Below are 24,942 nucleotides of genomic sequence, written 5' to 3'. Positions count from 1 at the left end.
CGCCTTTTTTCGTTTCTGGAACCTGAAGTGCCCCAAGGTGGCGTTCTGTTACGATAAAAGTCGCATGGTTGCAGAAAACGCAGCGATGATCAGGGCATTGTCCAGCCCCGAACAGAGTGATGCGCCTCCGTGGAAAATCCTGATCCATCCTGTCCGGTCATTGCCATTATCGGAAGTGGCGCCAGCGGAACGCTTCTGGCCTGGTATCTGCGCAAAGCCGGCTGTGCTGCGAGACTGATTGTTGTTGGAGATGCGCCAGAGCCGGGGCTAGGGCTGGCATACGGCACTCCCTGTCTCACACATTATCTGAATGTCTGCGCGGCCGGGATGAGCGCAGTTACGGATGACCCATCGCACTTTCTGGCGTGGGTACGAGACCATCATGATCCAGATATCAGCGCTTCAGATTTTGTGCCCAGAGCGATTTATGGGCGCTATCTCCAAAGTCTGTGGACAGAGGCCGCGCCAGAATACCATCAGGGCCATGTTCTTGCCTGCGACAAGGCGGATCAAGGGTGGAATCTTACCCTCGCTGACGGGGCCTGTATTGCAGCGTCCTATGTCGTTCTCGCGACTGGCAATTTTTCGCCCGTCGTGTTGTCAGACCCGCGGCGTTTGGTGCCCGGATACTCTCCTTCAGCGTGGCAGGATGATCTTTATAGCCGTATTCGCCTTGATGATGACGTTGCTCTGATTGGAACCGGGCTGACAGCTGTTGATGTTCTGGTTCGTTTGAGACAGCAGGGGCACAGAGGCCAGATTACCGCTATTTCCCGGCATGGATGGTATCCGACCTCACATGCAGAGGCGCCTGCGGCGGGGGTGGATGATGTGTGGTTCGCCACGCCCCCGAGTGCGAGAGCTTATCTTGCTCTATTCCGAGCGTGTCTGCGCAAAGGTATTTCCTGGAGGAGCATGGTCAATGCTCTGCGGGCCCATACGAACGCACTCTGGGGCCGACTGCCAGCAGAAGAAAAACACCGCTTTGCGCGCCACCTTCAGCGGCGGTGGGACATCGTGCGGCATCGAATGGCGCCAGCACTTCGATCAGTGCTCGATCAGGAAACCGAAGCCGGGACTTTGAAGACCCTAAAAGGGCGCGTGGAGCAGGTCTCCGCGGTTTCAGGCGGGGTGCGTCTTAGCATTCAGGGAGCAGAACGGCTTCGTTGTCTCGACGTAGATCACGCGGTGAACTGTACGGGGCCAAGTCGTGATTATCGGACAGTCGGCTCAGCTTTGTTAACAGGATTACTCGAGGTAGGGTCGGCAACACAAACCCCATTGGGTGGTTTGGTTTGTGATGACAGGGGCGCTTTACAGGATGCCTCGGGCAGGTGGAGCACGAGCCTGTATGCCATTGGCCCGATGCGCTGGGGGACTATCTTCGAAACAACAGCCATACCCGAAATTCGCCAGCAGGCTGCTGAACTGGCTTATCATTTGGCTGCTCAGGTGCAGTCCTCGTCTTTCCAAAACAGTCTGGCCGACGAGGTCTGAGTACCAAAAGCGGCCAGTCACGATATCTGACTGGCCGCTGAAAAAGCTTAGAAGAACTGGATGTGGCTCTTGAAGCCGAGCATTGCTGCATTATGCAGTGCAGCTTGGCCACCGGGACGGAAGTAGTACTGGAAGTCCGGTGCGAAGGTCACGCCACGCATCACGTGGATACGGTAGTTCGCTTCAAGAACTTCGCCATAGTTCTGGATCCCGTAAGATCCGTTCATGAGTGACATCCCACGAGCAAGCTGAAGGCGCTGAGTATCGGACACGCTGCCTGCAACACGAACGTAGGTGAAGTTCACACCAATGCCGTCCAGCGGGCGAGCTTTCCAGAAGCCACTGTCCACAAACCCGATTTCATACTGCTGGGCACGTGTCTGGGTGCGGGGGCTGTTGGCGTAGAAGCCACCCAGCACGACAAGGCCTGCGTCCGGATTTCCGGGCGTATGATGGCGCCAGACCATCTGATCCGCCAGGAACCAGGCTGCCCAGGAGTAATTGACCGTACGCTGCGCCAGACCTGAGATGACATACGGGTTCCCGTTGACATCATAGTAGTTGTCTTTGTGCGGTGCATTGTCGATGGCGTAGCCAACCTTGTAGTGACCCGGCAGGTGGTCCTTGCCCACCAGCGGCTCCCAGCCAGCTTCCACTGGCACAGCTTCGCCATTGATGTCTGCACCGTTGAGCTTGAAGCCCGTCCGGTACTGAACGTTGTTGTAGATGCCTGCCTGCGCGAAATACACGCCGGTCTGGATGTATGTGCTTTTTGTTGGGCGAACGCGGATACGGGCCGCCCACACGGCATCTGGGTAGGACGAATGGGTAGTGTTGTCAGACGATGCCTTCGGGTTACCGCAGAAGGCATTGTTCTGGAAGTTGCAGTACAGCGGGTTGGCGGAGAAGTCGTTCAGGAACGGAATACGTCCGGCAGCGACGTCAAAGTGACCGTTTCCAAGCGTCTCCTCACCATAAGCATAGACAAGGTGAACGACCACGTTACCGCCTGCGCCGTAGATTTCGGAGCTGGGGTTCAGGTTGTCACCGAACATGCGGCTGGCAGGAATACCGTAACGGCCGACAACGACGGCATGGGTTGAGAAGCCGCGGATACCAGCGAGCTTTTCCCAGTCGATATCGTTCTCAAGGCTGTACTGGCCTGCGTTGCTGCTACCCTGACGAAGCCCATAACCCGGTGTCGGCTTGGTGATGGCGCCCGTGTATTCGTTGGTGTTGTCCATCATGATCGCGATGCCGCGGTCACGAAGCCACTTGTTCCAGCCAAACGGGTTGGTCAACAAGGCCTCAGGCTTGGGGAGCGGGGGTACCTGCTCTTTGTCGAACGACATGATGGTAAGCGGGGTGTTAACGCGGACACTCGGGTTTTCCGAGTTCTGGTCTGGCCAGTCCATAACCGTAATGGGCGCGAGAACGCGCACGGTCGTAACCTTGTCGCCAGCCTTTGACTGAACGACCGTCGTGACAGGTGCGGGAGCCTTGGTCGCGCCTTCAGCGGCGGCGATGGCGGGCGTAAAACAAACCGCACAGGCTGCGGCATAGAGATGCAGGCGAGACAAGTCTCTTATCCTCGGGTATCAGGTTGCGAGATCTTCGTAACACTTTTTCCGGGATAAAGAACAGAGATTATGAGATAAATTTCTAAAAAATCACGTTCATATGATATAGGCTCCATTTTTCAGGAAAAAACAAAGCCTATACCAAGCGATGTAAACTATAACCCGTATAAAACGGATCACAACATCGTATTATTTGGCTGCTGCGAGTGCTGCCTCGATGACTTTACCAGCCTCTTCCTTGCCAGCCCAGCCTGTTACCTTAACCCATTTGTTGGGTTCAAGATCCTTGTAGCGCTCAAAAAAGTGCTCAATCGCCTTGCGTGTGATCTCTGGCAGATCGTCGATGGACTTCACGTCCGTGAACTGCGGGTGGATCTTGTCGTGCGGGACGCAGATGATTTTCTCATCCTGGCCGCTCTCATCTTCCATCTTCAGCATGCCGATCGGACGTGCACGGATCACCGCACCAGGAACGACGGCTGCCGGAGCCAGAACGAGGGCGTCAGCCGGGTCGCCGTCAGCCGCGAGGGTGCCAGGAATGAAGCCGTAAGCTGCCGGATAGGCCATCGGCGTGAACAGGAAACGGTCCACGAAGATCGCGCCGCTATCCTTGTCCACTTCGTACTTGACCTGAGAGCCCTGCGGGATCTCGATAACTACATTAATGTCGTTCGGCACGTCTTTGCCGGGCGAGATCTTGGAAACGTCCATGATGTTCACGTCCTGAACTGGTTTTAAGACGGCGGAACCTTAGCTGTCCTGCGCCTTTCTGCCCAGAGCGGAAGCAAAAACATGATGGGGAGCTAATGCGCTGATCGCCGGATTGAGGACAGTTGCCAGATCGCCAGAAACGCAAAACGCTCCAGCACAAGGCTGAAGCGTTCGTAGAAGCCGATAAACTCGGAAAGTCAGGGGTCAGAGAAGCGGCTGTGCGGCCTTCAGGGCATTGTGGCAGGCTGCGCGACGATCATCTTCGTTGGTGTAGGCCACCAGATAATAGCGCTTGCCGTTGCTGTTGAAGAAGCCAGCGGTGCCAAGAGCATAGTCTTCATTGCCAACCGTCTGTTCGGTGGCCTTGTACTTTTCGCTCAGGCCATAGAGAGCCGGGTTGCCTTCATCATAAGAGAGATACTGCAGTTCGACGCAGTAGTTCATGATTCCTGCAAGATTGGCAGGAGAGACGCCCGTGAAATCTTTGCCAGGCGTGCCCTGAACGGCAGCAGGAGGCGGTGGCGACTGTTCCTGGGCCATAGCAGCCGTGGACATCACGCCGAGGCCAAGAGCTAGGCCGAGAGCGGGCACGATACGACGAAACATGACGGTATCCTTTCTGAAGACCCTGTCTTCCCGCGGCACTCCGCGGTTGAAACGGAACATTTCCCCCCTTTTCGTGAAAAGAAAAGTCTATTTCAGAACATTTCTTCGTGAGCACTCACACGGGAGGGTCGAGATAGGGGCTCTTTGTGTCAAAGAATATCTTGTTGGTGTTCAGTTCCGTTGCAATGACGTCCAGAGCCGTCAGGGCAGCGATCAATACGAAGCGCTGACGCGGGCGCGATTCGGTTGTCTCACAGTCTCGCAGTCTCTGAATAGCTAGGAGCGTGGCGCGCAACGTTCGCCCATAATGCCCGTGATAACGCCCACTGAAATGGCTCATCCGTGCCAGCACCAGCTCAAGAGCCTGATGTGCGCGGGGATTGAGAGACGCATCATGGTTGATAGCGCGAAGTCGAAGCAGGTTCAGCATGACGCGCATCGCTGAAAGAATCCCCGCCAGATAGGCATGAACCACGGGAGACGGTGTATTCCCCGAATTGGTCATCAACCGGACGAAGCGATCCACGTTGCGTGAGACCACTGTATCAAGTGTGGCGTTCGTTTTCCCTTCTGCAATGTGATGCAGATCCTGAAGGATGTGTTCGCGCATGGTCCAGCGTTGGTGCGCCGGGTCATAAGGCAGGAAAACACGGTACATCCATGATGTGTAAAGCAGGCCCAGAACGAGCGGCATGGCCGTATTGAAATAGACGATTTCATCCGTTCGGCCCTGATTGGACGGGCCTAGAAGGATGGGCAGGAACAGGTTGTAAGAGACGGCCGGAAGCGTCAGTGGCGGATAGGCGAAGGCCAGCCCGCCCAGCATCATGGCAACGCCAGACCACATTCCGAGCATCTCGAATGTTGTGGGTTTTCCCAGCAAAAGCAGATCGAGCACGCCCCCGGCCAAAACAGCACAGCAGGCGCCATGCAAAAAGGCCTGTGTCGCGAGGGCCGGGCGCTCCAGCGTTGAGAACAGGCTGCATGCAATCGCGACAAACATGATGAATGTCAGGCCGCTGGGCCACGCTGTTGCAATCCAGATTACACCGGCCCCAAAGACAGTCACCGATGAGCGGAGGCTGTTAACGATGGCCTGCCGCCAGTCCCGATAGGAGCGGATAGGCTCATGGAAATGATCGTGAGGCTGAGGATTGCGGCTGGCTTCGAACTGCCGCAGGGCCATTCTCAACGCATCGATCAGTTCGACCAGAGACTGCTGCAACATGCCATGGCGAAGCATGGCAGCGCGGTCCTCTGCTTTGGGAAGAACAGTATCGAAATCTTCCACGACCCGGCGTCGGCAGTCCCGCCTGATGTCTCGCAGGTCGCTCAAAATTGCGTCCATGTTCTCGGTGCTTTCCAGCCTCGCGGGCAAGGCGAGAAACATGTGCTGGATCGTTTTGGCCTGTTCGAGGAACGCGTCATCCTGACTGAGGGGAAGACGCATCAGCGTGGCAAGGTCCATGGCCCGCGCCAGGAGAACAGCGATGTTCGCCAGCGCGGCGCGCGTATGATCGCCCGCATGATCCTGTCGTCCCAGCTCGACCTCAGCAAATTCAACCTGATCCCCTAAAGTGGTGATCCGGGTGAAGACAGATTGCATGGTTTCCAGAGCATCCGTCTTGCCCGCAAGGATGTCTGCGATGGTTGAAAGCGCTGGCTTTAGAGTGTCTTCAAAAGTGCTGGTAAGTTGTTGGCGCGTTCGTTTCGTGAGGCCGAGCTGGAACAGTCCGGAAATCGATGCTTCCAGAACAATGCCCAGCACAATGTATGTGGCGCGCGAACTGGCAATTTCGAAAATGTGGTGCGGGTCCGCAATCCCATCGAGGGAGACAATGGCGTAGGTGAAGCCGGTCGCCCGCATACCGTGAATACGGTAGTTGGTCATGGAAGCCGGCCCCGGCATGAACGTGCCAATCAGGCAGAACAGCCCGATGCCTGCGGCCAGAAGCAGAATGAACATCAAGGGCGCCTGAGGGCAGACTGCGACGAGGATCACGCCGCAGATCACGCCCAGCACCATGCCGAACAGATGCCACTTCGCCTTTGCCAGACTGCGCCCACGTGTGCCCTGCGCGACCATCCAGACGGTCAGGGCTGCCCACTGAGGGCTACCAAGCTCCATCTTCAGTGCAATCCCCAGCGCGAGCAGGGACGTCAGAGTAGTTCGGAGAGCGTAGCCGGCCATGACCGGGTCCGGGCTGTAGAGCCAGCGGAATTTTTGCAGAAAAGCTGTCGCGCTTGCCTGCATCACCGAATGTGCGGTGTTGTAATGTGTTTCAATGAGCGTCCAGCCACGTCTTCCCCCAGAATAATGAAAACCGGTAGGTGCCTTCTCGAAACGGCGGCAATGGCCTTCTGAGGCCAGTCGGGGACGGGAGGCGTTTTGACACATAATGCAAAAAAAGACATTTCACCATGTCAGCCCTTGCAAAAATGCGTCAGGTGAGCGATTTCGTGCAGCTACCGCGCGCCTGTAGCTCAATTGGTTAGAGCCGGCCGCTCATAACGGCTTGGTTGGGGGTTCGAGTCCCTCCGGGCGCACGGTGTTCTATTTTGTCTGGCGAGCCTGTCTGCCGCCGCTCATTCCGCACTCCACCACCGAACAGGAGACCTCATCATGGCCGCCTACCAGTACGTCTACGTCATGAAGGATCTTACGAAGGCCTATCCGGGTGGACGTGAGGTCTTTAAGGGCATCACCCTTTCCTTCCTGCCCGGTGTGAAGATCGGTGTTCTCGGCGTCAACGGCGCGGGTAAGTCCACGCTGCTCAAGGTGATGGCCGGGATCGACAAGGAATTCGGCGGTGAAGCCTGGGCGGCTGATGGCGTCAAGATCGGCTACCTCGAGCAGGAGCCGCAGCTTGATGAAAAGCTGACGGTTGGTGAGAACGTCGCTCTCGGTTTTGGTGAACTCAAGCGCGCACTCGATCGCTTCAACGAAATTTCCATGCTGTTCGCTGAGCCCATGTCCGATGAGGAGATGACCAATCTTCTCTCGGAACAGGCTGAACTGCAGGAAATCATCGATGCCGGTGACGGCTGGGAGCTGGATCGGAAGCTGGAGATCGCTCTCGACGCGCTGCGCTGCCCGCCGGCAGACAGCCCGGTTGATAAGCTTTCCGGTGGTGAGCGTCGCCGCGTTGCTCTGTGCCGCCTGCTGCTTGAGAAGCCTGACATTCTGCTGCTCGATGAGCCAACCAACCATCTTGATGCCGAGAGCGTCAGCTGGCTCGAAAAGACGCTGCGTGACTATCAGGGCACCGTCATGGTCATCACCCATGACCGTTACTTCCTCGATAACGTCACGAACTGGATTCTGGAACTCGAGCGTGGCCGTGGCTATCCGTTCGAAGGCAACTATTCGTCCTGGCTGACCCAGAAGCGCAAGCGTCTGGCCCAGGAAGAGAAGGAAGAAAGCTCCCGCCAGCGCGCTCTTGCTGCCGAGCAGGACTGGATCAACAGCTCACCGAAGGCCCGTCAGGCCAAGAGCCAGGCTCGTATTACCAAGTACGAAGAGATGCTGGCAGCCAACTCCGAGAAGGTTGGTGGCACGGCGGACATCGTTATCACGCCGGGCCCACGCCTTGGCGGTACGGTGATCGAAGCTGAGAACCTGACGAAGGGCTTTGGCGACCGTCTGCTGATCGATGGCCTGAACTTCAAGCTCCCGCCTGGTGGCATCGTGGGTGTGATCGGTCCGAACGGTGCGGGTAAGTCCACGCTGTTCAAGATGATCACAGGTCAGGACACGCCGGATGGTGGCTCTCTAAAGGTCGGCGAGACGGTGAAGCTCGGCTATGTCGATCAGTCCCGCGATACGCTGGATGGCAACAAGACGGTCTGGGAAGAAATTTCCGGCGGTACGGACGTCATTCAGCTTGGCAAGCGGACGGTTCCGTCCCGCGCCTATGTCGGGGCGTTCAACTTCAAGGGTTCTGACCAGCAGAAGCGCGTTGGCATCCTGTCGGGCGGTGAGCGTAACCGCGTTCATCTCGCCAAGATGCTCAAGGAAGACAGCAACGTTCTGCTGCTCGATGAGCCGACCAACGATCTTGACGTTGATACGCTGCGTGCCCTCGAAGATGCTCTGGCAGACTTCGCCGGCTGCGCCGTGGTCATCTCCCATGATCGCTGGTTTCTTGACCGTCTGGCCACGCATATCCTGGCCTTCGAAGGCGACAGTCATGTTGAGTGGTTCGAGGGTAACTTCCAGGACTACGAAGAAGACAAGCGCCGCCGTCTTGGACCGGATGCGACTGAGCCAAGCCGCATCAAGTATCGCCCGCTGGCCCGCTAAGACGGACCGTTCCTTTTGCACGTCACCGGGGTAGGCTATTCTGCCCCGGTTTCTGACGGTTTGAGGAGGCCCGGTTGTTAGGGCGAGAACTCCGTACAGCACGTCTCGTCCTCACTCCGGTCAACTGGCCGGACCTTGAGGACATGATCGCCCTTAAGGCTGATGCTGGTGCCTTTGGCCGTATGCTTGGTGGTGTGCGCAGCCGGACCGAAGCAGAGCAGGATATGGCTGAAGACGTCGCCTTCTGGGCTCGTCGCCGTATCGGTATTTTTGCCATCCGTGAAAATGGCCGTTTCGTCGGGATGACGGGCGTGCATGAACGCCCCGATGGGCGCGGCCTCGGCCTCAGATTCTCTATTTTTCCGTGGGCTGCTGGCCGGGGACTTGCTCGTGAAGCTGCGGGTGCCGCGATCCGGTATGTCCTTGATGAGGGTGAGCCTCGGATCGTAGCCGTTGCCCGCGAAGATAATCTTGCGTCCCGTATGGTGCTGGGAAGTATCGGCATGCGTCATATCGATACTTTCAAGCGGGATGGCGATACGATGTTCCTCTACGAAATTGCTCCTGCCTGAAACGGTGCAGAAAGCAGGGAATTTTTCCTTTCGCTTTTAGGTGCTGGCGTTTGAATTAAGGCGACGCGGTCGTCGAGGAATAAATATGGTCGATTTTCTGAAAAACATACGAACAGCAGGTCTTGTTGTGCTGGCCTTGGGCATGGCCTCTCTATCGGCCGCTCGGGCCGCAGACCCCAAACCTGCTGAGTCAGCGGTTGGCGGTATGCGCATCATTGAGCATACGCTCGTTATGACGTTGGGAGGAACGGAGATCGTAGCTCTTCCTCCTAACCTGCAGACGGCGTCTATCAGCCTGCCCGCAATTGTGCATATCAATCTCGTGTCCCAGAAAGTGGCGGAAATTCTGGCCCATCAGGAAGGCCGGACCGATGTGCTGTTCACTGGGAAAGACACAATCTGTCGGTTCCACATCACCGTGCAGCATGTCGCCCCGCGATAAAGGCTTGTAGTGCAGAACCAAAAAAGGCCTCCCGTTCAGGAGGCCTTTTTCAGAGTATCAGCTTCGATGTGCAGCACTCAGTGGTGATTGCTGAGCTGACGCTCCAGAGCGGAGTTCAGAGCACCAACATCGCCACCGTGGCGAGCCAGATAGGAGCTGTAATCGCCGCGCTGGTTCATGCGCAGGCTGGCACCTTCACCATACATGTCCACGACCTTCGGTGGGTTTCCACCGATGATGAGCTGCATGTTGACCTCTGGCTGGCCCGGACGGTCAATCAGTGCATTGACCCGTTCGCCATCCGGCGTTGAGCTCGTGCCGGTGACCCGGAAGCTTACGCCCTGATAGTTACCGATCTGATCCGTGATCGTGTTGACCAGAACCTGATCGAAAAGCTGCAGGTACTTCTGCTGTTGAGCCGGGGTGGCGGTGCGCCAGTAGCGGCCGAGGCAGTAGCGGGCAATGCCCTGAATATCCACGTTGGACTGAAGAAGCGGAAGGACTTCGCGCTTCTTTTCACCCAGTGGCTTGCCGGAATTAACGATGCTGACCAGCTGGCCACCAAAGGAATTCACGAAATCTATTGCCGGATTGGCATGAGCGACGCCAGCCCCGAAAGTGAGGGCTGCAGCAAAAGCACCAAGAAGGGCCCGGCGCGAAAAGGCTTTAAGCATGCGTTTGTCCTCAGTTGTACCAGTCTGGGGTGGTGGCGCGGTGATCGTTCGTCATAGCGTCAATCTGGCTCTGGCGGTTTTGCTGCCAGGCACTACGGACGTAGGAGTACGGATCAAGGCTGTCCTGCTCCAGATGGTCGATCTGATCCACACTGTTGGCAAAGCCATCAACCGTTCCAAGAATATTGTAGGCCCAGTTGAATGTCAGCAGACCATAACCTCTTGGCACATAATTGATCGGGGTCAGAGCCTGCCCGATCCCATAGCCGATACCATCGCGGAAGTTGCTGGGACCGACAAACGGGATGAAGAGGTATGGGCCGCTCTTCACGCCCCATGTTCCCATCGTCATCCCCGGGTCAGTCTCATGCTGTTTGTAACCAACCAGACTGGCAACATCGAAGAAACCCGCCACTCCCGCACTCATGTTGATCGTGAAGCGCATGAACGAGTCACCCGCACGACGGGGCTTTCCAGCCCCAACATCAGAGAAGAACACCGCAGGCTCACGCCAGGTTTCATTGATGTTGGAAATACTGTGCCGAACTGGCTTCGGAACAGCCCAGATCCAGGCCTTGGCCACGGGACGCAGGGCCACGTGATAAGCCCACATCTGGACGTTATACATCTTCCGGTTCAGCGGCTCATACGGATCGTTGGCAGCCTTGTAATCAGCAAGGTCGTCCGGATCTTTCGGCGGGGGATTATGCAGGGAGCCACAGGCCCCCAGCGTCAGCAGTGCCAAAACGCCTGCAATGGCTCTGCCACGACGCGAGCGCGTCGCCCTGATACCGATTCTGTCCTGCCGAGAGTCCATAACCATTCCTCAAAAACCCCACTCCGCGGGCGTGCTCACAAAGACTTCATCTGAAAACGGAAATTTTCGAAATCCGTTCCCATTCAATTGGTGTGCCGCCAGCGGAGCCATGAGCCGTCCGTCGCGGAAAACTGCGGAAGGCCGTAGTCATAGCCTATACTGTGCCAAGCTGCACCCCTCTATGTATCCAAATTATGACACAGGGAAGGGACGAGATCCTTTAACGATCCAGAAGTCAGAAGGACACTCCGGCCACTTTGACGGCTGAAATATTTTGAGAGCAGTGTGGCGGCAACTCAACACCAGGGAATTTTCCAGTGTCCAGATTTTCTGCCTGCAAAGCACCGCTTTTTGCCACCGTGGCCCTAGTCGGCCTGTCTCTTGGGGCTGCTCAGGCGCGTCCAACGGCACTCTCTCAGCCATGGGGCAACACGCCCGATGGTAAGCCTGTCCGTATTGTTACCCTGAAGAATGACCATAACGTGACGGTACGCGTCATTACCTATGGTGGCATTATTCAATCTGTTGAAACGCCGGATCGTAACGGGCATCCGCAGGACATCGTCCTCGGGTTTGGCGATCTCAAGGGATACACCGTCGATAGCGCCAAGGGTGGACTGTTCTTCGGGGCGATTATCGGCCGTTACGCAAACCGTCTCGCAGGCGGCAGCTTCCCGGTAGATGGGAAAATCTACCACACGGACATTACGGCGGCTCCGAATGCTCTGCATGGTGGCAAAAAGGGATTCGACAAGAACGTCTGGACGCTTGAAAAGACAGGCGTCTCTGCAAGCGGCTCCTATGTGACGCTGAAGCTGGTCAGTCCGAACGGAGACCAAGGCTTCCCCGGAATATTGACGACGCACGTGACCTACACGCTGGGGAACGACAATGCTCTGTCGCTGCATTATGTGGCGACAACCGATGCGCCGACGGTTCTGAATCTGACGAACCACAGCTACTGGAATCTGAATGGCGAAGGCTCCGGCAGCATTGAGCCGGAAATCCTTCAGATCAACGCAGACAGCTATACCCCGACCGATAGCACCTCGATCCCAACGGGCCAGCTTGCACCCGTTGCAGGCACTCCACTCGACTTCAGTAAGCCAACTGAAGTGGGCGCACGCCTCCGCAGCAATGACATCCAGATGATGTATGCGCGTGGTTACGACATGAACTGGGTCGTCAACGGAGCATACGGACAGGCTCCGCGTCTGGCTGGAAAAGTCTATGACCCACGCTCGGGCCGCAGCATGGAAGTTCTGACCAACCAGCCGGGGCTACAGGTCTATACGTCCAACTCACTGGACGGTGGGTATGCAGGGATTTCCGGCCACGCCTATCGTCAGACAGATGCTATCGCTTTTGAAGCCGAGCATTATCCAGACAGCCCGAACCATCCGTCCTTTCCCACGACAGAGCTGAAGCCGGGTCAGACATTCGACTACACGACGACGTTCAAGTTTTCGAATCAGTAAGCGCTTAACGCTGACGTGGCCTTGCTTGAGAAAGAGGCTGTTCTCCGAAAGGAGGCAGCCTCTTCCTGTATCCGCTCAGGATGGAAGTTTGGCGCCTGTTGCAGCACTGACTTTGGAAGGCTCCAGAATCCTGGCCGGATTTCCGACTGCCGTCGCATTCGCAGGGATATCTTCCAGAACAACTGATGCCGCACCAATACGGGCATTCTCGCCGATGATGAGGCGCCCCAGCACCTTGGCACCTGATCCAATCATGGCCCCTCGGCGTACGATCGGATGTCTATTCCCGGTCAGTTTCCCTGTGCCACCCAGCGTGACGTCCTGGAATAGGGAGACGTCATCTTCGATGATGCAGGTTTCCCCGATCACAATCCCCGTTCCATGGTCGATGCTCAGGCGCCGACCAAGGCGCGCGGCCGGATGAATGTCGATTGCGAACAGCTCATTGACCCGGCTTTGAAAATGATAGGCCAGATGCCGTCTGTTTTTCTGCCAGAGGTGATGCGCGATACGATGAACCTGTAACGCCTGCCAGCCTTTGAAGAACAGGAACGGTGTCACCAGATCCGGGCAGGCCGGATCACGGTCATGGATTGCCAGAATATCTTCAGCGGCTGACTCGGCTATGCCGGGGACTTCCAGAAGAATGGAAGTGACCAGCCGTGTGATGGCCGTAGCAGAAATGGACCGATCCGCCAGCTTGGTACCCAGAAGAGACGCAAGGCCCGAGCTGAAGCTGTGATGGTCTCCGATATTCGTAGCGAAAACATCCTGAATCAGAGGGTCATGGCAACTGCAGGCCTGTGCCTGCATATTTCGCCAGAGCTGATCAAGATTTACGGTTGAACTCATACGCCCATCGCCTTGCGAACAAAGGCGCGTCTCAGGCGGGGCAGGCGATGAACGCCCGCAATGCCCAGGTCGCGCACGCGCCGCAGAACCGGATTATCGTTGCCAAAAAGACGTTCCAGAATGTCCGTGGCGGCCAGCATGGCCATATTGCCGGGCCGGGCTCGGCGCTGATAGCGGACAAGGAGTTCCCGGCTGCCCGGATCTGTACGTTTCGTATGGGCTTCAATCAGCAGGTCTGCCAGAGCAATGACATCCCGAAAACCGATATTCAGCCCCTGACCCGCAATCGGGTGAATACCATGGGCAGCATCTCCAACGAGAGCCAGACGTGGCGCAATATATGTCTGCGCATACTGCGCTGACAGCGGATAAATCCAGCGGCGGCCAATGGGTGTGATGGCGCCCAGATCCTCATCGCCCATGCGGGCACGGATTTCGCGGGCAAAGATTTCATCGGGAAGGTCATGGAAGCGCTGGGCGCGGCCTTCGCCTTCTGCCCAGACAATAGCGGACCGATGCGGATGCTCAGCCGTTCCTGGCATTGGCAGTCGGGCGAAAGGGCCTTCCGGCAGGAACTGTTCCAGCGCCACGCCGTCATGGGGCTTTTCATGTGCGATTGTCGCAACGATACCGCACTGATGATAAGGAAGTTTGGTCAGGCCGATGCGGGCCTGGTCGCGCAATGGGGAACGACGTCCCTCAGCGGCGACAGCCAGTTTGGCCGTCACGGTTGAACCCGATGCCAAACGGATCGACACATGATCCGGGTGGAACGTGAAGGTTCCTGTGTCTGGCGCGCGGACGTCCAGCGTCTCGTATTGTTCAAGCGTCCGGTTAATGGCGAGACGCAGATCGCGTGCTTCTGCCATCCAGCCGAAATTCATGCCTTCAGGGGCATCGTCCACACCGAAATGCAGGAAAAGCGGTGAGGGAGCCTCGTGCGGGCGGCCATCCGAGACGCGGATTTCACGGATCGGCTGGGAAACACCGGGAAGATTGTCCCAGATACCCGCGGCTTCCAGCATCTGGCGTGAGCCTTCCGCAATGGCGTATGCCCGGCCATCGAGAGAGGGATCTTCCATGCCCGGGAGAGCTGCACGGTCAATGAGCAGAACCCGTACACCTTCGGCTGCCAGACGACAGGCCAGTGTCGCGCCAACAGGACCAGCTCCGTTAATGCACAGGTCGTAATGTGTCTTGGTCATCGTGCTCATCTCCCTGCCCCTGTCCTACTCCTGTGACGTGTGGAGCGGAAGAGGGCAGGAAGGGGCAGAAAAGATCAGAGATCGAAGCGTGCGTTCAGGAAGACAGCGCGCGGTGTCCCGACAAAGAAGTAATCAGAGGCCAGAAAGCCCCAGTAATGAAGGTTTGTGGCGTTATCGAGTTCAGCGCGTAACGTCACCTTGTGACGGCCGATGTTGGTGCGATAGCTGGCCCGAAGATTGAGCAGCGTATAGCTCGGGACATGGAAGCTGTTGGAACTGTCCCCCCACATCGACGCAGTATAATGAACTTCCGCAGTCGCTGAGAGGCCCGGCACGCCCGGGATACGGTCCGTCAACTGAAAGACATTCTGGAAGAGCGGAATGCCTTCGATCTTGTTTCCTTTAACGCTGGCATCTGCCTTGCTGTATTTTCCGCCTTCGGCACCCAGACTGTCCGTGAGGGTAATGCCAAACGGAAGATCGACATGACCGCTGAGTTCCGCGCCCTGATATGTGACGGTGCCGTTCGACACATAAACATTGTCCGCATTGGCATATTGCGCGCCTCGCGTGATGCGATAGAGCGCGCCTGTCAGATCCCAGGTCTGGCGCGCGATCTTTGCACCTACTTCAACCTGATCAGAACGGATGGGCGGAAGGGTCTCGCGTGCGTTCTTATAGGTGTCTCCCACGGTCCCACCGTTTTCCAGCGCCTGAACGTAACTGGCGTAAATGGTGGTGTCTTTCCACGGATGGAACATCAGGGCGGCAGTTGGTGTCAGTGGCGTAGTGCGCAGCGCTGTTTTTGTTCCGGCGGACGTCCAGGTCAGCTGGTGAAAATCGGTAAAGCGGATGCCGGCGAGCAGTGACCAGTGTTTATCAAACGTCAGGGTGTCGCTGCCGAAAAGACCAACCTGATCGGAACGATAATTGCGATAGGTCGCGGTGTCCCAGCTTCCGCTATAAGAGCGGCTGGTGATCGGCGAGTAGAGGTTCTGGCCTCCGATGTTCACGTAATCAGAGTCATATGGAAGATATTTGCTGAGCCCCTGCCAGGCCGCTCCCATCGTGAAATCATGCCGGATAAAGCCTGTCCGGAACTTGCCTTCCAGAATGGCCTGAACCTGATCATATTGTGCCCAGCTTCCAGGATTGGTGCTCATATAGGTGTCATAGTTGCCACCCTGATCCTGCAGGGACATCCACTCTCCCCGGTAGCGGCGATAGTCCATGCTGTGGCTGTAATCGATGCGCGCCGTCCAGTTCTTTGTAATGTCCCAATGCAGCCCGGTTGAGACAAACAGGGTGTGGGACGTAAACATGCTTGCCGGAGATGCCGTCAGGTTCTTGTGTCCGCTGATGGCATCGGGAAGACGGTTGCTGCCATAGGCGGACGGATCATCAATAAAGAAGTCCTGCACGCCACCACGGACCTGACGATCCTGATAAATGGCGTCAGCGGTCCACAGCAGGTTGTGAGCCAGCCGCACATCCGTGGATAGGGAGCCTGAAAAGCGCGTGACGTGCGATCCGTTATAGGTTTCGCCATTTTCGTGGGTGAGGTTGAGGCGATATCCAACAATATCGTTCCGAAAGAGGCGCCCACCCGTGTCGATGTGCTGACTGCCCACGGCGCCTGAGCTGTATCCGGCATCAAAGGAAAATGTACGCGCGTCGGTCGGCTTCTTCGTCTGGAAATCAATGATGCCGCCGGGCGCATTGAAGCCGTACATGAAACCGGAAGCACCCTTGAGAAGCTGCACCGCTTCGAATGACTCGAGCGGAAGTTCCACGGTTGTCATGAAGAAGGGCGTACCGTTGATCTTGTAGCCGTTATAATCGTCAAGCGGTACGCCCCGGACCGTGACGGAATAGGCGTTGAACGAATACGTGTCGCCGTTTGAAATGACCGATGCATCCTGTGAGAAAACGCGCGCCAGCGATTTGACCTGCCGCTCCTGTAGTTCTGCGGCCGTCACAACTTTGATCGAAAATGGCGTATCCAGAACGCGGCGTGTTCCTAGCGCTCCGCCGTCAGCCTGATGGGCGTGACCGAGAACCGTCACGCTTTCGCTTTTTGAATTGGGTTGTTTATGCGGCGTGGGGACAGGTTTGGAATGTCTGTTATGACGGGGTGCGACAGAGGGTTTTCGCCCGGATTGAGAATGCTCGTCCTGAGCGTCTGCTGCCAGGGCAATGGCCGAGGTGCCTGACATGAGCAGAGCAAACGAAAACACAGATGACAGAACGGAAGTGGCGGCGGCCATAAAACTACACCAAATAGTTATAATATGAAACAACCAATAAAATATGTTTATAATGATAAATTACAACATGAATCGGTGTTTGTGGTTTGTTGTGATAAAGAACTGAAAAGGCTTAAAAATACTGATTTTCTCTTAAAGTTTTTGCTTTGGCTGTTTGGTATCTGTGGAGCCGAAAAGACGGGTAAATCAGTGTCTCATTTCGGCAACATAAATCGTACAACAATATAATAACAATTTAAAATAGTGAAAACGGAACTGTTCGTATTTCGGGAACAGTTGGGTCTGCCTGCTGTTGTAGTCTGACGTCCTTGGCCTAATGCGCGCCGATGGACGCCGCTTACAGCATTTCATTCGCTCAGGATGCAGCCTCCGCGTGACCTGATGGTGGATGACAGGTGATCGTCTAGGGAGACCAATGTTCAGACAGAATTATGTGGACTCAATGTCCAGCCTTCGTCACCAGTTCGACTGGCTGCCTGACCCGCTGGGTTCTGTTCTTTTGCTGATTGCAGCGGCGCTGATTGCTCTTCTGTTCAGTCGGATCATCACGGATGCGCTGCCCCGCCTGCCGGGTCTGAGGAAGATCCAGTTCATTCATGCTTTAACCATCAGGTTAAGGATGAATGTCCGCTATTTTCTGATGATCATAGCCGCCAGCGCAGCTTTGCCAGCGACGGAGGGCTTCTCCCCCGAGACTGAAAAGCTTCTCGCGCACGTGCTGGCCTGTTTGTTCATCATGAACCTGGGCTTCGGCATTATCAGGGCATTTCGTCTGGCGACCGATCAGTACCTGAACCGGATCAGTGCCAAGGAAAACGTGGATGATATCACTGTCCGGTCTCATCAGACGCAGATCCGGGTGCTCCGTCGTCTGATTGAGATCACCTTCGGAGTGCTGACCGTTGCTGCGTCTCTGATGGTTTTCAATTCCGTTCAGAAATTTGGCGTTTCGCTCTTTGCCTCTGCTGGTGCCGCCTCCCTGATCGTGGGTCTCTCCGCCCGACCGGCCCTGTCCAATCTGATTGCGGGTATTCAGATTGCCATTACGCAGCCGATCCGTATGGAAGATATGCTGATCCTGAACGGTGACTGGGCTTGGGTTGAGGAGATCAATGCAACCTACGTCGTCCTGCGGACATGGGATCGCCGCCGCTATATCGTGCCTATTTCCTATTTCCTCGAAAACCCGTTCCAGAACTGGACTCATAGTTCGCAGTCTTTGATCGGCTCCATCTTTCTCTGGCTGGATTACCGCACACCGATGGACCGCTTGCGGGCAATGTTCATGGAAGAAATCGAGCACTGTCCGGACTGGGACAAGGACCGTTCCTCCATTGCCTGCCAGATTGCAGACAGTAATGCTCAGGTCATTTCCATCCGCATCATCGCAGGGGCGGCAGATGCAGGAAACATGTGGAACCTGTCCTGCGATATCCGCGAACGCATGCTGCGCCGTATCCAGGTGGAAATGCCGGAATGTCTGCCGCGCGGCCGAACTGCGGTCGTATCGGATTCTCCGTCTGACACGCCGTGGCCCGAAAGCCTCATGTCACCGCCCGTCAACCGGCCAGGCGACGGAAAATATCGCGGACCGGACCTGAACACACCATCAGTTTCCTGAAATTTCTCAGTTCCGTACTCCTGGGTTCAAAAGTTTCGTTTTGACCCCACAGGAGTGTGGCATTTATGCACTAGAAGTCCTGTGATACATTCTGACAAAGGAATAATCGTAGACACATTTTAAAACGTTTCTAATCTGAACCGAACACCGGATCTGATTAGGACTGCCTGAATGCGCCTCAAGTCACTTCTTCTCGCTACTACAATCGTTACGGTTTTGCACCCAGCACATCAGGCCTCTGCTGCCGTGCATAAAACGACCAAGGCCACGGCGCCTGCAAAGGTGACGGCCAAGACCACAGGGAAGAAAACAGTCGTCCGCCAGGCTGCCGCCACGCCGCGTCGCCCACATGCGGTTGATAGCAACAGCAATGAACAGATGATCGTGACGGGAACGCATGCGTTTAACCGCCGCGCCCGGGATTCCACGAGCCCGATCAGCGTTCTTACCGCTGCCACGCTGCGTCGTTCCGGTCAGATGAATCTTGCGGACGCTATCGTCCGTACGGATCCGTCGATCACAGTAAACGCCATGGGCAGTGATGCCGGTGCGCTGACGTCCTCGATCCGTATGCGCGGTCTGAACCCGAACGAAGTTCTGGTTCTCGTGGATGGAAAGCGCCGTCATACGACAGCCAACATCTATGCCGATGCCGGTCCGCAGCAGGGCTCAACGCCCGTCGATCTGAACATGATCCCGGCTTCTGCAATCGATCACATCGAAATTCTGCGTGATGGTGCGGCCGCCATGTACGGCTCAGACGCCATTGCAGGCGTTGTGAACATCATTCTGAAAAAGACGCCGCATGGCCTGAACATGACCGCGCAGACGGGTGCAAACGCCTATAACGGCGATGGCTGGCAGTATCAGCTTGGCGCGGATGGTGGCTTCGGCTTCTTGGGTGATGGGTATGTCCACATCAGTGGGCAGATGTATCACACCGACCACATGGTCCCAAACACGACAGACGTGCGAACTGTTCCGGGGAATTCTGAATACAAGGGCTATAATGTCCCGCACGATTCCAACAAGATCCTGAGCACACCAGAAGAAACCCGCGAAAATCTCAGCATTGAGTTTGGCAAGACGCTGACGGAAGGTGTGACTGGCTATGGCCTCATCACCTATGCTCACCGTCATTCCGAGGCTTACGAAAACTATCGTATGCCGTCTGTTGCCCCGACGCTGTATCCTTATGGTTTCTCGCCGCTCGAAACCATTGAAGAGAACGATTATGCCGCGACACTGGGTCTGAAAGGGGACAATTTCTTCGGTTTCTCCTGGGACCTCAGCTCCACGTATGGTGCGGATGAAGACGATGTCGGCAACAAGAACACTGCCAACCCGAATCTGATTGCAGCTACGGGAACGTCTCCAACAACGGTTCGTGCCGAGACGTATCGCCTATCTCAGTGGACCAACAATCTGGATTTCCGCCGGCAGTTAAAGATCGCTGATCTTGTACCGGTCACGGTGGCTTTCGGCGGCGAGCATCGTCTTGAAACCTACCAGATCTGGCCGGGCGAAGTTGGATCTTATGCTGACGGCGGAACGCAGGGTTATGCGGGCCTGATGCCAGAGAACGCCGGTAAGTGGAGCCGTGACGTCTGGGCTGCCTATCTTGATGGTGACTTCCATCCGCTGAAGCACTGGGATCTCGATTTTGCAGGCCGTTTTGAGCACTACACGGACGTTGGCAATACCGAGAATGGCAAGGTTTCCACACGGTACGACATCACCAAGCGCATTGCCGTTCGCGCTACAATCAGCAATGGTTTCCGTGCTCCGACCCTGCCGGAAGAAAATTTCAGCTCTCTGAATGTGTCGCCGACGGGTGCATCCGGTCTGCTGTCCACGTCCGGTGCGGCTGGCAAGAGCCTTGGCGCGCAGCATCTGAAGCCTGAGCGCTCCACGAGTGCTGAGGGTGGTATTATTCTTGAGCCTGTTGATGGCTGGCATCTCTCGGCGGACGTTTATCAGATCAACATTCGTGATCGGATTTCCGGCGCCGGTTCTGTTTACGGTGATTCCGCCATCTCGGCGATTGCAATGACGGGCGCGACACTGCCAACGGGTATTACGACGTCTGACGTGTCTGCCAATTACTTTGCCAACGTTGGCAGCACCCGGACCCAGGGTCTCGATATCCAGTCTGACTATCTGCTGCACATGCATCAGTATGGTAACCTGGACCTGACCATGGCTCTCAACCTCAACCGGACCCGTGTCAGCCACATCAACACGAACTCTCAGGGCAATCCGTATCTTAATGAGCAGAGTATCGCGTATCTGACGTCCACCTCTCCGCGGAGCAAGATCATCCTGAACGCGTATTGGACGATCGGGAAGTGGGATGTGAACCTCCGTCAGACGCGTTACGGCGAAACGACGTCCATGCTGACCTATCAGGATCAGACGCCTGCCAGCCTGACCTGCAAGGGGCAGAGCCTTCAGTATTCCAACGTCTGCTGGGGACAGTTTAAGAATACGCCAGTCTGGCTGACGGATCTTGAGGTCGGGTACCGTCTCAACCACATGTGGCACTTCGCTGTGGGTGCCAATAACATCTTCAACCAGCGTCCGCGCCGTCTGACCAAGTATCTGAACTACCTCGGGGCGAATGCTTACGACACGGACTCTTCCGGTATTGGAATTGCTGGCGGTTATTATTACGGCCGTATCAACGCCACGTTCTGATTGTCCTTCAAGACCCAGACGGAGCAGAAATGCCCGGAGGTGCCGGTTTTCCGGTGCCTCCGGGCTGTTTCGTATATTGTTGTTGAACTGGTACAATCTGGGCCATACTGGCCACCAGTCTTCTGATTCCCAACGAGGATATGCCGTTCGTGAAGCTCGTCACCGCAATTATCAAACCCTTCAAGCTTGACGATGTCCGGGAGGCGCTGACGCCACTGGGCGTGCAAGGTCTGACCGTGACGGAAGTCAAAGGTTTCGGCCGTCAGAAAGGCCAGACGGAAATCTACCGCGGCGCCGAGTATCACGTCAGTTTTCTTCCGAAGCTCAAGATTGAGATCGCAGTGGCGGATTCCGTGGTGGAAGATGTTATTGAAGCAATCATGACGGCAGCGCGTACCGGCAAGATCGGGGACGGCAAGATCATGGTCTCCAATCTCGACCAGCTCATTCGCATCCGCACGGGAGAGACCGGGGAGGGCGCTCTGTGATGAGACGTTCCGGTCTTTCGATCATGGCTGCTGGCGCACTTCTGCCAGTATCCGCGATGGCTGCTGATGCGCCTGCGGCCATCGACACAGGTGATACAGCCTGGATGCTGATCAGCACGGCACTCGTTCTGATGATGACAGTGCCTGGTCTTGCGTTGTTCTACGGCGGCATGGTTCGCAAGAAGAACGTTCTTGCGACCCTGATTCAGTCTTTCGCCATCTGTTGTATCGCCAGCCTCGTCTGGATGGTTGCGGGTTACAGTCTGGCCTTCTCGAACGGCACGCCGTGGATTGGTGATCTGTCCCGCGCATTACTGAACGGTGTGGCAGCAAACTTCCACAACGGCGTTGATTCCGCTTTCACGCTTGGCGCAGGAACGGCAGCCGCCGTTCCGATGACGATCCCGGAAAGCGTCTACATGATGTTCCAGATGACGTTCGCCGTCATCACGCCAGCCCTGATTACAGGGGCCTACGCGGAACGCATGAAGTTCTCTTCCATGTGCGTCTTCACAATTTTCTGGCTGCTGCTGGTCTATGCGCCTGTCGCTCATTGGGTCTGGAGCCCGACGGGCTGGGTCGCTGGCCTGGGCGCTGTGGACTTTGCCGGTGGCACGGTGGTGCACATCAACTCCGGTGTGGCTGGCCTTGTCTGTGCGTATGTTCTTGGCAAGCGCCGGGGCATCGGAACGGATGACATGTCTCCGTTCAACCTGACCTATGCCATTATCGGTGCGTCCCTGCTTTGGGTTGGCTGGTTTGGCTTCAACGCAGGCTCCGCGCTGGGCGCTAACGGCCGTGCAGGCATGGCCATGCTGACAACGCAGCTTGCCGCTGCCGCCGGCGGTGTTGCTTGGATGGCTGTCGAGTGGGCACGGACGGGTAAGCCAACGGCACTTGGCATTATTTCCGGCGTGGTCGCCGGCCTCGTCGCCATTACGCCCGCTGCGGGCTTTGTCCTGCCGGGTGGTGCTGTGGTGATTGGTCTGATTGCCGGTGCAGTCTGCTTCTGGAGTGCAACATGGCTCAAGCACGCTCTCGGCTATGATGACAGCCTCGATGCGTTCGGTGTTCACGGTACGGGTGGTATTATTGGGGCTCTGCTGACAGGCGTTCTGGCCTATGGGCCGCTCTCTGCGACGGACGCCAACCCGTCCGGTACGGTTGGAAGCCTTTCACAGCTTCTGGCTCAGGCGGAAGCCGTCTGCGTGACGATTGTCTGGTGTGTCATCATGACATTCGTGATCCTGAAGGTTCTGGATCGTGTCATGGGTCTGCGTGTTTCTGCAGAGGAGGAACTTGAAGGCCTCGATACGACCATGCATGGTGAACGCATCAACTGATCGTAGTCACCGGCGTTTCTGAACCGGGAGGCTGCGACTTCCCGGTTGACAGACAAGGATGTTTTTCATGGTTTCCAGCCGTATGTTGTCCCGCCTCTCCCTAGCCGCTGTTCTGGCTGCCGGTCTTGCCTCGGTTCCTGCACACGCGATGACGGCCAAGGAATGCCATGCTGCATTCCAGTCCGCCAAGAAGGGCGGCACCCTGAACGGTCAAAGCTACAAGGCTTTCAAGGCTGCAAGCTGTGGTAGCGAAACGGCTGAAGCCGCGTCTGCGACAACTGCTGCCCCGGCAACGGCTGCGACAGCACCAACAACGACGGCGCCTGTTACGACGGGTAAGGCGAACCCGCCTGATTCGTCTGTTGCAGGCACGAAAGCCCCGATTGCATCCAAGAGTGCTCCGGTCACGTCTGGAAACGTTGTATTCCCAACGGCTGTGTCGTCCCAGTTCTCCAGCCTGTCCGCTGGCAAGGCTCGTATGAAGACCTGTGTTGCCCAGTATAATGCGAACAAGGCGAACGGCGGCAACGGCAGCCTGAAGTGGATCCAGAAGGGTGGCGGGTACTGGTCCCAGTGCAACAGCCGCCTCAAAGGCGAATAACTCCCTACGCTCCAGTGGGTGTCAGAAACCTCCGTTCCTTTACCGGGACGGAGGTTTTTTTATGCCGGTCATTCAGGATTGAGAATGCTGTTGGAGAGTTTCGGTGTAAGGGGAATGGTCAGGCGTTGGTGTCATCATGAGGTGTCATGTTCTGGTCGCGTTCGGAAAGTCACGATCAGTGATCAATAGAGGCTTTCTCTTTATTGGGCTGGTAGCTCTTACGGTCATCCTGGGACTGATGCCGCCTGCGTCTGCGGAAGAGCAGTCGGACTGTGTCACTGCACCAGTTATTCTCCCATTACTGGGAGGCGAGGGAGATGCGCCGCTGATACCAGTGAAAATCAACGGCAAACCCGCTGCGATGTATGTCAGCCCGGCCTTCGATTACATTTACGTCCGGAATTCTGAAGGAATACAGTTTCCCAAGGGCTATGATGACGCCAAAGTTGTTATTAACGGCACCTATAAGGAAAGCGCCTTTCATTCCAAAATTAATGAACTGGTTCTGGATGATATTCCGCTGAAAGATGTAGACGTCGTCTTGCTCGCGAAGGCCAGTACGCAGGTGGTTGACGGGCGACCGATTGTGGGTGTGCTCGGACGCGCGGCGTTATCCCGCCTGGCAGTTCTGATCGATATTCCGGAAAGACAGTTCGCGTATCTTGATGTCAAAGATACGAAAGCCTGCAAGCTGGCGTTTAAAACATTCCTAGGAAATGACAGTCATTCCGTGGACATGGAAGACGACTTCACAGTGCATATTCGAGTTGGCGAAAAGAAGAAGCGCGTCAGTCTTGATCCTGATCTGACATACACGACATTTCCGTCTTTCTGGATTTCATCACTAAAAGAAAATCTGGAAGGTCTGGGAGATCAGAAGAAATTCACTCACTATGATGATTTTCTGAGTGTGGGGCAGGGCGCGCTTGTCAAAAACCTTTTTATGGGTGGCGCGCCGATAGAGAATGAAAAAGTTGTCTTTCAGGATGAAGTAGAAATTGGAAGTCTGGGACTTCCGTTCTTTACGGACAAAATCATCATCTGGAGTCTGGAAAACAACCGGATGTATTTCGCCATCCCGGCCCATATGCGCCCTCTTTCCAAAGGGCAGGGGCTGCATTTCTTCGCCACACATTCAGGAAACGTCTCCGTGCGCGACCGGCGCGGAGACGTACAGTAATGTTCTGC

General features: G+C 56.2%; 20 protein-coding genes and 1 tRNA gene. 12 read left to right on the top strand and 9 right to left on the bottom strand.

Annotated features, from left to right (window positions below):
• The first annotated feature begins 129 nt into the window (after positions 1–129).
• Positions 130–1,497 (top strand): FAD/NAD(P)-binding protein, encoded by a 1,368-nt coding sequence (locus HK24_RS04445; RefSeq protein ID WP_143412290.1) that lies wholly within the window; start codon positions 130–132, stop codon positions 1,495–1,497.
• A gap of 47 nt (positions 1,498–1,544) precedes the next feature.
• On the opposite strand, the gene HK24_RS04440 is transcribed toward HK24_RS04445, so the two are convergent.
• The 4 genes from HK24_RS04440 to HK24_RS04425 all read right to left on the bottom strand — a co-directional run bounded on the left by HK24_RS04440 (position 1,545) and on the right by HK24_RS04425 (position 6,648).
• Positions 1,545–3,077, bottom strand: coding sequence for a carbohydrate porin (locus tag HK24_RS04440; RefSeq protein WP_086633471.1), 1,533 nt, complete (start codon positions 3,075–3,077; stop codon positions 1,545–1,547).
• Between the two features lie 189 nt (positions 3,078–3,266).
• Positions 3,267–3,788: an inorganic diphosphatase gene (ppa, locus tag HK24_RS04435; protein WP_046900674.1), complete on the bottom strand. Its 522-nt coding sequence runs from the start codon at positions 3,786–3,788 to the stop codon at positions 3,267–3,269.
• 204 nt (positions 3,789–3,992) lie between these two features.
• Positions 3,993–4,394: a hypothetical protein gene (locus HK24_RS04430; RefSeq protein ID WP_046900991.1), complete on the bottom strand. Its 402-nt coding sequence runs from the start codon at positions 4,392–4,394 to the stop codon at positions 3,993–3,995.
• Positions 4,395–4,509: 115 nt separating this feature from the next.
• Positions 4,510–6,648 (bottom strand): FUSC family protein, encoded by a 2,139-nt coding sequence (locus HK24_RS04425; protein ID WP_086633592.1) that lies wholly within the window; start codon positions 6,646–6,648, stop codon positions 4,510–4,512.
• Between the two features lie 219 nt (positions 6,649–6,867).
• Between HK24_RS04425 and HK24_RS04420 the strand changes: the two genes are divergently transcribed.
• The 4 genes from HK24_RS04420 to HK24_RS04405 all read left to right on the top strand — a co-directional run bounded on the left by HK24_RS04420 (position 6,868) and on the right by HK24_RS04405 (position 9,711).
• A tRNA-Ile gene (locus HK24_RS04420) sits at positions 6,868–6,941 on the top strand.
• Between the two features lie 76 nt (positions 6,942–7,017).
• Complete coding sequence (ettA, locus tag HK24_RS04415; RefSeq protein ID WP_086633470.1) at positions 7,018–8,697, top strand: energy-dependent translational throttle protein EttA; 1,680 nt, start codon at positions 7,018–7,020, stop codon at positions 8,695–8,697.
• 74 nt (positions 8,698–8,771) lie between these two features.
• Positions 8,772–9,269, top strand: a complete 498-nt coding sequence (locus HK24_RS04410) for a GNAT family N-acetyltransferase (RefSeq protein WP_046900676.1) — start codon at positions 8,772–8,774, stop codon at positions 9,267–9,269.
• 85 nt (positions 9,270–9,354) lie between these two features.
• Positions 9,355–9,711 (top strand): pilus assembly protein N-terminal domain-containing protein, encoded by a 357-nt coding sequence (locus tag HK24_RS04405; RefSeq protein WP_086633469.1) that lies wholly within the window; start codon positions 9,355–9,357, stop codon positions 9,709–9,711.
• A 77-nt stretch (positions 9,712–9,788) separates the two neighbouring features.
• On the opposite strand, the gene HK24_RS04400 is transcribed toward HK24_RS04405, so the two are convergent.
• Together HK24_RS04400 and HK24_RS04395 are read right to left on the bottom strand one after the other, a co-directional pair.
• Complete coding sequence (locus HK24_RS04400; protein ID WP_086633468.1) at positions 9,789–10,385, bottom strand: phospholipid-binding protein MlaC; 597 nt, start codon at positions 10,383–10,385, stop codon at positions 9,789–9,791.
• A 10-nt stretch (positions 10,386–10,395) separates the two neighbouring features.
• Positions 10,396–11,202, bottom strand: coding sequence for a VacJ family lipoprotein (locus HK24_RS04395; protein ID WP_046900679.1), 807 nt, complete (start codon positions 11,200–11,202; stop codon positions 10,396–10,398).
• Between the two features lie 317 nt (positions 11,203–11,519).
• On the opposite strand from HK24_RS04395, the gene HK24_RS04390 reads away from it, so the two are divergent.
• Positions 11,520–12,680, top strand: coding sequence for an aldose epimerase family protein (locus HK24_RS04390; protein WP_086633467.1), 1,161 nt, complete (start codon positions 11,520–11,522; stop codon positions 12,678–12,680).
• Between the two features lie 75 nt (positions 12,681–12,755).
• Here the strand turns inward: HK24_RS04390 and cysE are convergent, their stop codons facing one another.
• From cysE to HK24_RS04375, 3 genes are all read right to left on the bottom strand, one after another.
• Complete coding sequence (gene cysE / locus HK24_RS04385; protein WP_086633466.1) at positions 12,756–13,532, bottom strand: serine O-acetyltransferase; 777 nt, start codon at positions 13,530–13,532, stop codon at positions 12,756–12,758.
• Entirely contained in the window at positions 13,529–14,746 is a 1,218-nt protein-coding gene (locus HK24_RS04380; protein ID WP_064274630.1) for a UbiH/UbiF/VisC/COQ6 family ubiquinone biosynthesis hydroxylase, read from the bottom strand. Before HK24_RS04380 ends, cysE begins: the two co-directional genes overlap by 4 nt.
• Positions 14,747–14,811: 65 nt before the next feature.
• Positions 14,812–17,004 carry a TonB-dependent siderophore receptor gene (locus tag HK24_RS04375; protein WP_086633465.1) on the bottom strand — a complete coding sequence of 731 codons (2,193 nt, stop codon included), beginning with the start codon at positions 17,002–17,004 and terminating at the stop codon, positions 14,812–14,814.
• 415 nt (positions 17,005–17,419) lie between these two features.
• Between HK24_RS04375 and HK24_RS04370 the strand changes: the two genes are divergently transcribed.
• The 6 genes from HK24_RS04370 (at position 17,420) to HK24_RS04345 (ending at position 24,934) form a co-directional block, all read left to right on the top strand.
• Positions 17,420–18,625 (top strand): mechanosensitive ion channel family protein, encoded by a 1,206-nt coding sequence (locus tag HK24_RS04370; protein WP_086633591.1) that lies wholly within the window; start codon positions 17,420–17,422, stop codon positions 18,623–18,625.
• A gap of 171 nt (positions 18,626–18,796) precedes the next feature.
• Positions 18,797–21,322 carry a TonB-dependent siderophore receptor gene (locus tag HK24_RS04365; protein ID WP_086633464.1) on the top strand — a complete coding sequence of 842 codons (2,526 nt, stop codon included), beginning with the start codon at positions 18,797–18,799 and terminating at the stop codon, positions 21,320–21,322.
• A gap of 149 nt (positions 21,323–21,471) precedes the next feature.
• A complete protein-coding gene (locus HK24_RS04360; RefSeq protein ID WP_029495718.1) occupies positions 21,472–21,810 on the top strand; it encodes a P-II family nitrogen regulator in 339 nt (112 codons plus the stop codon).
• Positions 21,810–23,153, top strand: coding sequence for an ammonium transporter (locus tag HK24_RS04355; RefSeq protein WP_086633463.1), 1,344 nt, complete (start codon positions 21,810–21,812; stop codon positions 23,151–23,153). Before HK24_RS04360 ends, HK24_RS04355 begins: the two co-directional genes overlap by 1 nt.
• A gap of 58 nt (positions 23,154–23,211) precedes the next feature.
• A complete protein-coding gene (locus HK24_RS04350; RefSeq protein WP_086633462.1) occupies positions 23,212–23,754 on the top strand; it encodes a hypothetical protein in 543 nt (180 codons plus the stop codon).
• A gap of 136 nt (positions 23,755–23,890) precedes the next feature.
• Positions 23,891–24,934: a hypothetical protein gene (locus HK24_RS04345; RefSeq protein WP_233126104.1), complete on the top strand. Its 1,044-nt coding sequence runs from the start codon at positions 23,891–23,893 to the stop codon at positions 24,932–24,934.
• Positions 24,935–24,942: the final 8 nt, after the last annotated feature.

The sequence above is a fragment of the Gluconobacter sp. DsW_058 genome (assembly GCF_002153615.1).
GTDB classification, from domain to species: Bacteria; Pseudomonadota; Alphaproteobacteria; order Acetobacterales; family Acetobacteraceae; genus Gluconobacter; species Gluconobacter cerinus.
This window is presented reverse-complemented; position numbering and strand designations above follow the sequence as displayed.